This is a genomic window from Pseudomonas sp. TR47 (assembly GCF_044143025.1).
Classification (GTDB): Bacteria; Pseudomonadota; Gammaproteobacteria; order Pseudomonadales; family Pseudomonadaceae; genus Aquipseudomonas; species Aquipseudomonas putida_E.
Window position 1 is genome coordinate 1 of sequence record NZ_JBHFCS010000043.1, and the last position, 12,926, is coordinate 12,926.

At 61.8% G+C, this 12,926-nt stretch carries 11 protein-coding genes and 1 pseudogene; 9 read left to right on the plus strand and 3 right to left on the minus strand.

The genetic code is table 11. From position 1 onward, the window contains the following. Nucleotides 1-393 precede the first annotated feature (393 nt). From ACEWE8_RS25530 to ACEWE8_RS25540, 3 genes are all read left to right on the plus strand, one after another. Nucleotides 394-657, plus strand: coding sequence for a hypothetical protein (locus ACEWE8_RS25530; protein WP_367904082.1), 264 nt, complete (start codon nt 394-396; stop codon nt 655-657). Then, on the plus strand, nt 654-902 hold the full coding sequence (locus ACEWE8_RS25535) for a DUF3077 domain-containing protein (protein ID WP_115273150.1): 249 nt from the start codon (nt 654-656) through the stop codon (nt 900-902). Before ACEWE8_RS25530 ends, ACEWE8_RS25535 begins: the two co-directional genes overlap by 4 nt. 190 nt (nt 903-1,092) lie before the next feature. After that, on the plus strand, nt 1,093-1,545 hold the full coding sequence (locus ACEWE8_RS25540; RefSeq protein WP_367904081.1) for a YaiI/YqxD family protein: 453 nt from the start codon (nt 1,093-1,095) through the stop codon (nt 1,543-1,545). Here the strand turns inward: ACEWE8_RS25540 and elbB are convergent, their stop codons facing one another. Continuing rightward, a complete protein-coding gene (elbB, locus tag ACEWE8_RS25545; protein ID WP_046788185.1) occupies nt 1,546-2,211 on the minus strand; it encodes an isoprenoid biosynthesis glyoxalase ElbB in 666 nt (221 codons plus the stop codon). Between the two features lie 113 nt (nt 2,212-2,324). Here elbB and ACEWE8_RS25550 point away from each other — a divergent pair. Beyond that, a pseudogene (locus tag ACEWE8_RS25550) lies at nt 2,325-2,951 on the plus strand (sterol desaturase family protein); the annotation flags it as partial. Between the two features lie 501 nt (nt 2,952-3,452). Here the strand turns inward: ACEWE8_RS25550 and ACEWE8_RS25555 are convergent. Beyond that, complete coding sequence (locus tag ACEWE8_RS25555) at nt 3,453-4,097, minus strand: DedA family protein (RefSeq protein ID WP_080952215.1); 645 nt, start codon at nt 4,095-4,097, stop codon at nt 3,453-3,455. A gap of 275 nt (nt 4,098-4,372) precedes the next feature. On the opposite strand from ACEWE8_RS25555, the gene ppk1 reads away from it, so the two are divergent. After that, nucleotides 4,373-6,553 (plus strand): polyphosphate kinase 1, encoded by a 2,181-nt coding sequence (gene ppk1 / locus ACEWE8_RS25560; RefSeq protein WP_371928099.1) that lies wholly within the window; start codon nt 4,373-4,375, stop codon nt 6,551-6,553. Here ppk1 and ppx read toward each other — a convergent pair. Beyond that, entirely contained in the window at nt 6,540-8,042 is a 1,503-nt protein-coding gene (gene ppx, locus ACEWE8_RS25565; RefSeq protein WP_046788189.1) for an exopolyphosphatase, read from the minus strand. The genes ppk1 and ppx overlap by 14 nt on opposite strands. Nucleotides 8,043-8,285: 243 nt before the next feature. Between ppx and trxA the strand changes: the two genes are divergently transcribed. The 4 genes from trxA to ACEWE8_RS25585 all read left to right on the plus strand — a co-directional run bounded on the left by trxA (nt 8,286) and on the right by ACEWE8_RS25585 (nt 12,739). Next, a complete protein-coding gene (trxA, locus tag ACEWE8_RS25570; RefSeq protein ID WP_012316792.1) occupies nt 8,286-8,615 on the plus strand; it encodes a thioredoxin TrxA in 330 nt (109 codons plus the stop codon). A gap of 229 nt (nt 8,616-8,844) precedes the next feature. Continuing rightward, nucleotides 8,845-10,104 (plus strand): transcription termination factor Rho, encoded by a 1,260-nt coding sequence (rho, locus tag ACEWE8_RS25575; RefSeq protein WP_003253661.1) that lies wholly within the window; start codon nt 8,845-8,847, stop codon nt 10,102-10,104. Nucleotides 10,105-10,304: 200 nt separating this feature from the next. After that, nucleotides 10,305-11,771, plus strand: coding sequence for a 4-hydroxy-3-polyprenylbenzoate decarboxylase (gene ubiD, locus ACEWE8_RS25580; RefSeq protein WP_046788190.1), 1,467 nt, complete (start codon nt 10,305-10,307; stop codon nt 11,769-11,771). Further along, nucleotides 11,771-12,739 (plus strand): CDP-6-deoxy-delta-3,4-glucoseen reductase, encoded by a 969-nt coding sequence (locus tag ACEWE8_RS25585; protein WP_046788191.1) that lies wholly within the window; start codon nt 11,771-11,773, stop codon nt 12,737-12,739. The genes ubiD and ACEWE8_RS25585 overlap by 1 nt, the downstream gene beginning before the upstream one ends. The last annotated feature ends 187 nt before the right edge of the window (nt 12,740-12,926 follow it).

Here is a 12,926-nt window from a genome sequence, read left to right on the forward strand (position 1 = left end):
CACCCACCCCTTCGAGTCCTACCATACAAGCCGGCTTGCCGGCGATCGAGGGCAAAGCCCTCGCAGCAGTCGCAAGCCGTAAGACATTTCTGAACCTGAAACCAAATGCTTCAGTTTTTTCACTCTGGCGACTTATCCTACGACGCCTATCGGAAGGTGCCGTCTTGGCTGGCAAGCGCTCCGGGAATAATGTCCTCGGGTCGCCTCGCAAGGCGATCGGGCGTGAGACACCCGGTTCACATTCGGTAGCGCCGCTCCATGGCGGTCGTGCGCGGGCAGGCTTCGGTCTGGCCGGGGTTACCGTATGTCCCGGGTCTCACCCCGTGCACGACTGCCACCCAAATCCGTGAGACGAGGAGGAAGGCAGGTCAGCCCAACATACGGAGATCCGCCATGAAAAAGCTCGTCCCAGACCCACCTTCATCCGCCCTGCTTCTGCTCGACCCTCCCGCCATCTCGCTCCCGGAACCGCCCAACACCCAAGAGTGCAACGCACTCATCTGCGCTTTGACCCTGACCATCAAACAGACCTCCAGCGTGCTGCTCGACAGCCCGCAAGGCCCTGTGCGTGACGCCATGGGCATGAACATCCGCCTGCTGTGCCGGATGATCAATGCGCTGAACGAGCACGCCGGTGCGCAAGGAGCGTCACAATGAGCGAGGGCCTCAACCAAGCATCAACGGCAGGCGTAGAAACCTTCGACCTGTTCAGCCTCAGGCCTGATGTCCCGTTCGATCATGCGTTCTCGCAGCTTTCCGTACTGCTCGGCTGCATCCGCCACCTCACCACCGAAGCAGAAATGGAAAACGACCGCATCGCTGGCAGCGCGGCGCGGATTCTCAGCGAGATGGCCAAGGCATTGATCGATGATCTGGAGCGGGGGATGAACGAGGCTCACTGAGGCTTCGCAGGCTCCATTTGTTGCGATTGCTGCTTCTGCAACTGCACAGGGCCATTGAAATAGATGTGCCATTGCGTGTTTCTTTCGCCGGGACGAGTAACATGGCCGTTTCGGGGCCGCAAAGCGGCCCCAAATCGCTCAACTGAACGGCATCGGGCAACGCCCTTCCTGCTTCAAGAGGAAAAATGCAATGCGCATATGGATCGACGCCGACGCCTGCCCCAAGGCAGCCAAGGACCTGATCGTCAAATTCGCCCTCAAGCGCAAGCTCGAGGTGGTAATGGTGGCCGGGCAGGCCGTGGCCAAACCGGCCTTCGCCGTTGTGCGGCTGATCGTGGTACCCAGCGGCATGGATGCCGCCGATGATTACCTGGTCGAGCACGCCGTGCCAGGTGAGCTGGTCATCTGCAGCGACGTGCCGCTTGCCGACCGCCTGATCAAGAAGGGGGTAGCGGCGCTGGACCCGCGTGGCCATGAATTCGACGAGCGCAACATGGGCGACCGGCTGGCAGTGCGCAACCTGTTTACCGAGTTGCGCGAGCAGGGCCAGGCCGGCGGAGGGCAGGGGCCTTATGGCGAACGCGAAAAGCAGGCGTTCGCCAATGCGCTGGATCGTATTCTGGCCCGCTTGGCCAAGGGCTGATCAGTCAGCCTCGTGGGTCATTTCCAGCACGCGATCCACCAGCTTGTAGATGCCGCTAGCCGCCTCGCTGATCGACTTGGCCACCATGTACGCCGGCGTGGTCACCAGCTTGCGCTGGGTGTCCTCGACAATGTCATGCACATCGCACTCTTCATGGGTGCCACCCATCTTGGTCACCGCCGCAGCAGTATCGGCATCGTTCCCGATGGTGCAAACCACGCCAGGGCCGTAGATCTTGGCCGCCAGTGCCGGTGAAATGCACATCAGGCCAACCGGCTTGCAAGCTTCGGCAAAGGCCTCGGCCAAGGCCAGTACCTGCGGGTTGACCGTGCAATCGCTACCTTCGACGGCAAAGTCGGACAGGTTCTTCGCCGCCCCGAAACCACCCGGCACGATCAGCGCATCGAAGTCCTCGGCCCTGGCCTCGCTGATGTCCTTGACCTCGCCGCGGGCGATGCGCGCCGATTCCACCAGCACATTGCGCGACTCAGGCATCTGCTCACCGGTGAGGTGGTTGATCACGTGCATCTGCGCGATGTTCGGCGCGAAGCACTGCACCTGTGCGCCGCGCTGGTCGAGGCGCAGCAGGGTGATCACGCTTTCATGGATTTCGGCGCCATCGTAGACGCCACAGCCGGAAAGAATCACCGCTACTTTTTTCGTCATGCTCATTACTCCAGTGTCGAGGCGCTAAATGTCCTCTAGTTTGGCAGATGTGGCCATAGGGGTTGCCGTGGGTGCATCCTAATCTGTGTGGATACCCTTCGAGGCAGCTGTCCATGGACTTGATTCTGCTGGCCGTACCGTTCTTTTTCGTGCTGATCGCGGTTGAATTGGTCGCCGACCGTGTGCGCGGCCAGCGCAATTTCACCGTGGCCGATTCGATCAACAGCCTGAGCACCGGCGTGCTGTCCACCAGTACCGGGCTGCTGACCAAGGGGGCAGGGCTGGTGACCTATGCACTGGCGTGGGAGCATCTGGCGCTGCTGCACCTGCCGGACCACGCCGTCTGGGTCTGGTTGCTGGCGTTCGTGCTGTACGACTTCTGCTATTACTGGCTGCACCGCTTGGGGCATGAGCGCAATGTGCTGTGGGCAGCCCATTCGGTGCATCACCAGAGCGAGGAGTACAACCTCACCACCGCGTTGCGCCAGACCAGTAGCGGCTTCCTCTTTTCGTGGATCTTCTACCTGCCGCTGGCGCTGGTCGGCGTGCCGCCATGGGTGTTCATTACCGTGGCGTCGCTCAACCTGCTGTATCAGTTCTGGGTGCACACCCGGCACATTCCCAAGTTGGGCTGGCTCGAATGGATACTGATCACACCGTCCAACCATCGCGTCCACCATGCGCAAAATACTGTTTACTTGGATCGCAACTACGGCGGTGTGTTCATTCTTTGGGACCGTCTGTTTGGCACCTTCAAGGAAGAAGACCCGGCCGAGCCGGTGGTGTTTGGCGTGACCACGCCGTTGGCCAGCTGGAACCCGTTGTGGGCCAACCTGCAGTTCTATGCCCAGCTCTGGGACGATGCCCGGCGCACCGATAGCCTGTGGGACAAACTGCGTATCTGGTTCATGCCCACTGGCTGGCGGCCGGCGGATGTGGCCGCGCGTTATCCACAGGCCAAGCAGAACCTGGCGCTGTTCCGTAAGTTCGAGGTTGCTCTGGGGCGGGCGCAGCAGGTTTATGTGGTGCTGCAGTTCGCCGTATACGTGGCATTGGGCAGCTACTTGATGGGCGTTGCAGAGCAGGTGCCGACGGCGGCCCTGGTGCTTGGCTGGGCGGTGATGGCGCTGGGTTTGTTCGCCCTGGGCGCGGCCCTGGAAAACCGGCCGTGGGCAGGGCGCCTGGAGCTGGCGCGCCTGTTGTTGAATGTGCCTGCGCTGTATCTGGCTGGCGCTCTGGGCTTAGGGGTTGTTACGCCCTTGGTCTGGGCCCTGCTCGCGCTTTACAGCCTGCTCAGCCTCGGCGGCCTGGGCCTGTGCCGCGGCCTTGCGCTCGGCGCGCAAGGTGCGAAAACGCCGCCGCAGCCACAGCAGGGCGCCGAGCAGCAGCAGGCCACCGAGCACCCATAGCTCGTACTTCTTCACGTTGCCCAGCATGCCTTCAAGAATGGCGCCGAAGTGGTACGCGGCTGCGCCCAGGGCCAAGGCCCAGACGGCTGCGCCGATGCCGTTGAGCAGCAGATAACGGCGGGGTGGGTAGCCGGACAGGCCGATAGCCACGGGCATGACCGTGCGCAGGCCATAGACGAAGCGGAAGCTCAGTACCCAGATGTCGGGGTGGCGGCGGATATGTTCCAGCGCGCGGTCGCCCATGGCCTGCCAGCGCGGCTTGCGCGCGAGGATCTTGCGCCCGTGGCGGCGGCCCATGAAGTACCACAGCTGGTCGCCGGCATAGCTGCCGAAGAATGCCACGATCACCACCAGGCTGATGTCCATGTACCCGCGGAACGCAAGGAATCCTGCAAGCACCAGGATGGTCTCGCCTTCAAAGAAGGTGCCTAGAAAAAGGGCAAAATAGCCGAAATCCTGCAGGAATTGTTGAAGCATTTTCTGAGGTGCTGGCGAAATGAACGCGCAGCCTACCCCTTCACGCGCGTTCGTGAAAGTGTCCAGATGCGTCTCGACGTGAACAATTCGTACAAGGACAATGGCTTCAGCCACAAGTCGCGGGCTTGCCTATAGATGTAACACAGACGTCATAATGGCCGCTTATCGTCCCGCTCAATTGATGATAGGGCGTTAACGTCCTCCAGGAACGCCAGATGAATAATGAAGTGCTAACCCCTGTCGCGATCAAGGACGCTCAGGCAGTCCCCGAAGAGATGGTGCAGACCCCGCCGGATCTGCCAGAGGCCCCGGAGCCTGCAGTAGAGGCCGCTGCCCCCGCGCCCGTGCATACTGCCCCCGCGCCGGCCATCGCCATCCCGAGCCTGGACGACAGCAGCCTGTACATTCATCGCGAGCTGTCGCAGCTGCAGTTCAACATCCGCGTGCTGGAGCAGGCGCTGGATGAGTCCTACCCGCTGCTCGAGCGCCTGAAGTTCCTGCTGATCTTCTCCAGCAACCTCGATGAATTCTTCGAGATCCGCGTGGCGGGCCTGAAGAAGCAGATCAACTTTGCTCGTGAACAGGCCGGAGCCGACGGCCTGCAGCCGCATCAGGCGCTGGCGCGCATCAGCGAGCTGGTGCACACCGAAGTGGAGCGCCAGTACGCCATCCTCAATGACGTGCTGCTGCCGGAACTGGAAAAGCACGCGATCCGCTTCATCCGCCGCCGTTACTGGACGCCCAAGCTCAAGACCTGGGTGCGCCGCTACTTCCGTGACGAGATTGCGCCGATCATCACCCCGATCGGCCTCGACCCGACGCACCCGTTCCCGTTGCTGGTGAACAAGAGCCTTAACTTCATCGTAGAACTCGAAGGGGTCGATGCCTTCGGTCGTGATTCGGGCCTGGCGATCATCCCGGCACCGCGCCTGCTGCCGCGGGTCATTCGTGTGCCGGAAGAGGTCGGTGGCCCTGGGGACAACTACGTGTTCCTGTCCTCGATGATCCACGCCCATGCCGACGACCTGTTCCAGGGCATGAAGGTCAAGGGTTGCTACCAGTTCCGCCTGACCCGTAACGCCGACCTGGCGCTGGACTCGGAAGAAGTCGACGACCTGGCGCGCGCCCTGCGCGGTGAGCTGTTCTCGCGCCGATACGGCGATGCCGTGCGCCTGGAAGTGGCCGACACCTGCCCCAAGCACCTGTCCGACTACCTGCTCAAGCAGTTCAGCCTGAGCGAGAGCGAGTTGTACCAGGTCAACGGCCCGGTCAACCTGACCCGCCTGTTCAGCATCACCGGCCTGGACAGCCACCCGGAGCTGCAGTACACGCCGTTCACCCCGGCGATCCCCAAGCTGCTGGTCAACGCCGACAACATCTTCAGTGTCATCAGCAAGCAGGACATCCTGCTGATGCACCCGTTCGAGTCCTTCACCCCCGTGGTCGACCTGCTGCGCCAGGCCGCCAAGGACCCGCACGTGCTCGCCGTTCGTCAGACGCTGTACCGCTCCGGCGCCAACTCGGAAATTGTCGACGCGCTGGTGGATGCAGCACGAAACGGCAAGGAAGTCACCGCGGTGATCGAGTTGCGCGCGCGCTTTGACGAAGAGTCCAACCTGCAGATGGCCAGCCGCCTGCAGGCTGCCGGCGCCGTGGTGATCTATGGCGTGGTTGGGTTCAAGACCCATGCCAAGATGATGCTGATCCTGCGCCGCGAGCAGGGCGAGATCGTCCGCTACGCCCACCTGGGCACCGGTAACTACCACGCCGGTAATGCTCGCCTGTACACCGACTACAGCCTGCTGACCTCCGACGATGCCCTCACCGAGGACGTCGGCAAGCTGTTCAGCCAGTTGATCGGCATGGGCAAGACCCTGCGCATGAAAAAACTGCTGCACGCGCCGTTCACCCTGAAAAAGGGCATGCTCGACATGATTGCCCGGGAAACCCAGTTCGCCCTGGAAGGCAAACCCGCGCACATCATCGCCAAGTTCAACTCGCTGACCGATGCCAAGGTCATCAAGGCCCTGTACAAGGCCAGCCAGTCGGGCGTGAAGATCGACCTGGTTGTGCGTGGCATGTGCTGCTTGCGCCCAGGTATCCCGGGGGTTTCGCACAATATCCAGGTGCGCTCGATCATCGGCCGCTTCCTGGAGCATACCCGGGTGTTCTACTTCCTCAACGGCGGCGAAGAGCAGATCTACCTGTCCAGCGCCGACTGGATGGAGCGCAACCTCGACAAGCGTGTCGAGACCTGCTTCCCAGTGGAAGGCAAGAAGCTGTTGCTGCGGGTGAAGAAGGAGCTGGAAGGCTACCTGACCGACAACACCCATGCCTGGACGCTGCAGCCCGACGGGCGCTATGTGCGCAGTAGCCCGACCGGCAACCAGAACCCGCGCAGTGCCCAGGCGACCCTGCTGGAGCGCCTGAGCAACCCGGTACTTAACGTACGCTGAGGACGAAGTTGACCCGGGCCAGCCACTCCGCCTCGTTGGCGAAGTCGGCCTGGGTCAGCTGGTTCTGCTCCAACCAGCCGGCCGGGAAGGCCACGTCGAGGCTATTGTCTGCGGCCTGCAGTTGCACCTTGGGCATCTGTTGGGTGCCACGGATGTGGTGGAACAGAATGGCGAAGCGCAGCAGTACGCACAGGCGCAGCAGTTTCACGCCTTCATCGCCCAGTTCGGCGAACTTGTCCTTGGGGATGTTGCGGCGGTGGCCACGTACCAGCAGCGCCATCATCTGCTGGTCTTCACGCGAGAAGCCCGACAGGTCGGAGTGCTCGATCAGGTAGGCACCATGCTTGTGGTAGTGGTAATGGGCAATGTCCAGGCCAATTTCGTGAATTTTGGCTGCCCAGCCCAGTAGATCGCGCCAGTTACCCTCTTCAAGGCCCCATGCCTTGGCCACTTGGTCAAAGGCGTGCAGCGCCTTGCGCTCGACGCGCGCAGCCTGGCCCTGATCGACGTGGTAGCGCTCCATCAACGAGTTCAGGGTGCGTTCGCGCACGTCTTCGTGGTGGTGGCGGCCAAGCAGGTCGAACAGCACACCTTCACGCAGCGCGCCATCGCAATGGTCCATGCGTTGCAGTTCCAGCGCGTCGAAAATCGCCTCGAGAATCGCCATGCCGGCCGGGAAGATGGCGCGGCGGTCGGGTTTGACCCCGTCGAAGTCGATCTTGTCGGTCTCGCCCAGCTTGAACAGCTTACGTTTGACCCAGGCCAGACCGTCGGCGTTGACCTCGCCATTGCCCAGGCCAGCGGCCTTGATTGCGGCGCCGATGGCACGGATGGTCCCGGAGGAGCCTATCGCTTCATCCCAGGTCAGGCGGTGCAGGGCATTCTCGATGCTCATCAGCTCCAGGCGCGCGGCAGTGTAGGCCTGGGCGTAGCGGGCCGGGGTGATCTTGCCATCGCGGAAATAGCGCTGGGTGAAGCTGACGCAGCCCATCTGCAGGCTTTCACGCAGCAGCGGCTCAAAGCGCTGGCCGATGATGAACTCGGTGCTGCCACCGCCGATATCGGCGACCAGGCGTTTACCAGGGGTGTCGGCCAGGGTGTGGGACACGCCCAGGTAGATCAGGCGCGCTTCTTCGCGGCCGGAGATCACTTCCACGGGGTGGCCGAGGATCACTTCGGCACGCTGGATGAATTCGTTGCGGTTGCGCGCCTCGCGCAGGGCGTTGGTGCCAACGATGCGCACGGCCCCCGCAGGCATGCCGTTGATCAGCTGGGCAAAGCGCTTCAGGCATTCCAGGCCCCGGACCATGGCTTCTTCGCTGAGCATGCGTGCTTCGTCGATGCCAGCGGCGAGCTGAACCTTTTCCCCGAGCCGCTCCAGGATGCGGATCTCGGTATGGTGAGCCTTGGCCACGACCATGTGGAAACTGTTGGAGCCCAGGTCGATGGCGGCAATCAGGGACAGGTTCTTCGCTAAGGTATGCGGCATGATCTGAGTAGTCTCGGTCGGTAACCCGGCAATCGTGCCACGTTAGCAGGCTGCCGCCAACGCGCGACTCGCCAGGGCTTGATGCAAGGCAATGTGCCAGTCGATGCTATGACACTTCTGTGACAGTTTCGATTCGTGGCGTCTTGCACAACTATAGTGACACTCAATCGTCCGCGACTTCCTGTAGCGCGTGGGTGCGGCTATGATGGGCCACGTTTTTTGCTTACGACCCTGGAGATATCCATGAGCAGCGATCTTATCAAACACGTCACCGACGCCACCTTTGAGGCCGAAGTCCTGCAAGCCCAAGGCCCGGTGCTGGTCGACTACTGGGCTGAATGGTGCGGCCCATGCAAGATGATCGCTCCGGTGCTGGACGACATCGCCACCACCTACGAGGGTAAACTGACCGTCGCCAAGCTGAACATCGACGATAACCAGGAAACCCCGGCCAAGCACGGCGTGCGTGGCATCCCGACGCTGATGCTGTTCAAGAACGGCAACGTCGAGGCCACCAAGGTCGGCGCCCTGTCCAAATCCCAGCTGGCCGCTTTCCTCGACGCCCACCTGTGATGTGAAAAAGCCCCGGAAATTCCGGGGCTTTTTCTTTTCCAACCCACTAGACGTCGAAAAAAGCAAGTGTTACATTCGGCCTCGCACTGTTTCTCCAGTGCCCCCTGCACGCCGTCGCCGACGCACTCCTAATTAGAATCTGTGCGCGATCCTATCGCCTTCTAGCGGCGCGGCTTCATTAAGCCAGAAGCTTAATCCTCCCTTCATACATGATTACGTCATTCCCCTTATGAACCTGACTGAACTCAAGCAAAAGCCGATTACCGATCTGCTGGAAATGGCCGAACAGATGGGCATCGAAAACATGGCCCGTTCGCGCAAACAGGACGTGATTTTCGCCCTGCTGAAAAAGCACGCGAAAAGCGGCGAAGAGATCTCAGGTGACGGCGTGCTGGAGATTCTCCAGGATGGTTTCGGTTTCCTGCGTTCGGCTGATGCGTCCTATCTGGCCGGCCCTGACGACATCTACGTCTCGCCCAGCCAGATCCGCCGCTTCAACCTGCGTACCGGCGATACCATCGTCGGCAAGATCCGCCCGCCGAAGGAAGGGGAGCGTTACTTCGCGCTGCTCAAGGTCGACACGATCAACTTCGATCGCCCGGAAAACGCGAAGAACAAGATCCTCTTCGAAAACCTGACGCCGCTGTTCCCGAACAAGCGCCTGAAGATGGAAGCCGGCAACGGTTCCACCGAAGACCTGACCGGCCGCGTCATCGACCTGTGCGCGCCGATCGGCAAGGGCCAGCGTGGCCTGATCGTCGCCCCGCCGAAAGCGGGTAAAACGATCATGCTGCAGAACATCGCGGCCAACATCACCCGTAACAACCCCGAGTGCCACCTGATCGTTCTGCTGATCGACGAGCGCCCGGAAGAAGTGACCGAAATGCAGCGCACCGTGCGCGGTGAAGTGGTTGCCTCCACCTTCGATGAGCCGCCAACCCGCCACGTGCAGGTTGCCGAAATGGTCATCGAGAAGGCCAAGCGCCTGGTCGAGCACAAGAAGGATGTGGTCATCCTGCTGGACTCCATCACCCGTCTGGCGCGTGCCTACAACACCGTGATCCCGAGCTCCGGCAAGGTGCTGACCGGTGGTGTCGATGCCCACGCCCTGGAGAAGCCGAAGCGTTTCTTCGGCGCTGCGCGTAACATCGAGGAAGGCGGTTCGCTGACCATCATCGCCACCGCGCTGGTAGAAACCGGCTCGAAGATGGACGAAGTGATCTACGAAGAGTTCAAGGGTACCGGCAACATGGAACTGCCCCTGGACCGTCGCATCGCCGAGAAGCGTGTGTTCCCGGCCATCAACATCAACCGCTCGGGCACCCGCCGTGAAGAGCTGCTGACTGCTGATGACGAACTGCAGCGCATGTGGATCCTGCGCAAGCTGCTGCACCCGATGGACGAGATCGCCGCCATCGAGTTTTTGGTCGACAAGCTCAAGCAGACCAAGACCAACGACGAGTTCTTCCTGTCGATGAAGCGCAAGTAAGCGTTTCAGGCTGGCAGTGATTGGGGCTGCTTCGCAGCCCATCGCCGGCAAGCCGGCTCTTACAGGTCCTCTGCGATCCTTGTGGGAGCCGTCTTGCCGGCGATGGGGCGCGGAGCGGCCCCAAGTCATTTTTGGCCATTGAGCGCTGAACGGCGCTACACTCTGCACCCCGACCGATACGGCCAACACGAGGCTCATGCATGCAGTATCGCGACTTGCGCGACTTCATTCGTGGCCTGGAACAGCGCGGTGAACTCAAGCGCATCCAGGTCCCGATCTCCCCCGTCCTGGAAATGACCGAGGTGTGTGACCGCACCCTGCGTGCAAAGGGCCCGGCGTTGTTGTTCGAAAAGCCCACGGGCTTCGACATTCCGGTGCTCGGCAACCTGTTCGGCACCCCGCAGCGGGTGGCCATGGGCATGGGCGCCGAGTCGGTCGAGGAGCTGCGCGAGATCGGCAAGCTGCTGGCCTTCCTCAAGGAGCCGGAGCCGCCGAAAGGCCTCAAGGATGCCTGGTCGAAACTGCCGATCTTCAAGAAGGTCGTGTCCATGGCGCCGAAGGTGGTCAAGGATGCCGTTTGCCAGGAGGTGGTGGTCGAGGGTGATGATGTCGACCTAGGCCAGCTGCCGATCCAGCACTGCTGGCCGGGCGACGTGGCGCCGCTGATCACCTGGGGCCTTACCGTGACCCGCGGCCCGAACAAGGACCGCCAAAACCTGGGCATTTATCGCCAGCAGGTCATCGGCCGCAACAAAGTCATCATGCGCTGGTTGAGCCACCGCGGCGGTGCCCTGGATTATCGCGAATGGTGTGAGAAGAACCCCGGCCAACCGTTCCCTGTCGCCGTTGCCCTGGGTGCCGACCCGGCAACCATCCTCGGCGCCGTCACGCCGGTGCCCGATACCCTGTCCGAATATGCCTTCGCCGGCCTTTTGCGTGGCAACCGCACCGAGTTGGTCAAATGCCGAGGCAGCAACCTGCAGGTGCCGGCTACCGCCGAGATCATCCTTGAAGGTGTGATCCACCCGGGGGAGATGGCTCCGGAAGGCCCCTATGGTGACCACACCGGCTACTACAACGAAGTGGACAGCTTCCCGGTGTTCACCGTCGAGCGCATCACCCACCGGCAAAAACCGATCTACCACAGCACCTATACCGGCCGGCCGCCAGATGAGCCGGCCATCCTCGGCGTGGCGCTCAATGAAGTGTTCGTGCCGATCCTGCAAAAGCAGTTCCCGGAGATCGTCGACTTCTACCTGCCGCCGGAGGGGTGCTCGTACCGCATGGCGGTGGTGACGATGAAGAAGCAGTATCCGGGCCACGCCAAGCGCGTGATGCTGGGTGTGTGGTCGTTCCTGAGACAGTTCATGTACACCAAGTTCGTTATCGTAACCGACGACGACATCAACGCCCGTGACTGGAATGACGTGATCTGGGCCATCACCACGCGCATGGACCCCAAGCGTGATACGGTGATGATCGACAACACGCCGATCGATTACCTGGACTTTGCGTCGCCGGTATCGGGCCTGGGGTCGAAGATGGGCCTGGATGCCACCCACAAGTGGCCGGGCGAGACTACACGCGAATGGGGCCGGGTCATCGTCAAGGACGAGGCCGTCACCCGCCGCATCGATGAGTTGTGGGACCAGTTGGGAATAGATTGATGCAGGTAACGTTGCAGCCGTCCGGGGCGGTGCTGGCGCTCGAACCCGGGGAACGGATCCTGGATGGAGCGCGGCGGCTGGGCTATGACTGCCCGAACAGCTGTCGCAATGGCAATTGCCATGTGTGCGCCGCATTGTTGGTCGAAGGTCGCGTTCGCCAGAACGGTGAGGTGCGCGACCATGGTGAGCTGTTCACGTGCATCGCCGAACCGCTGGAGGACTGCGTGCTGCTCTGGGATGGTGTGCTGGCCCTGGGCGAGCTGCCAGTGCGCAAGCTGGCATGCAGCGTCATTGAATGCGTAGAGGTGGGGGGCGACGTCTGGCGCGTGCGCTTGCGCGCGCCGGCTGGCAAGCCCCTGCGCTATCACGCCGGGCAGTATCTGATGATCGAGCGCGAGGGCGGCAAGCCGGCTGCCTTCTCCCTGGCGTCTGCCCCCCACAGTGGGCGCGACCTTGAGCTTCACGTGCTGGTCCGCGAAGACAGCGCCCGTCAGCTTTTGGCGCAACTGCAGCGTGACCCTATCGCCCGCATCGAAATGCCATTCGGTGACACCCACCTGGCCGAGCTGCCCGATGGGCCACTGGTGCTCATCGCTGCGGGGACCGGCATGGGGCAGATGCACAGCCTGGTCGAGCATTGCCGCGCCCAGGGCTTCAAGCACCCGGTGCACCTCTACTGGGGCGTGCGACGCCCTGAAGACTTCTACGCCATCGAGCACTGGGACGAATGGGAGCGTCTGCCCAACCTGTTCCTGCACAAGGTGGTGAGCGACCTGTGTGGCTGGGAAGGCCGCTGCGGCATGTTGCACGAGGCCGTGTGCGAGGACGTGCAAGACCTCAATACAGTTCATGTTTATGCCAGTGGTTCACCAAACATGGTTTATGCCACGCTCGATGCCCTGGTCGAGGCCGGTATGGATGCGCACCGCATGCGTGCGGATGTGTTTGCCTATGCACCGCGTGGTTAATAACCGAAGTTTCAGGTAGTGGGTATAAGGCGGTAATTCTTACCGCCTTGACTAATAACTTTCACTATACTTGGAACCATGCTCTCCAACCGTCGGAAGTTCGCGTGAAACTTAGGCTTCAGGGCTTGAGTGTTGGCGCGGTTCTACCCTAAGGTGGGTGCAGGTTCCCAAGGCGCTGGCGCAAGCC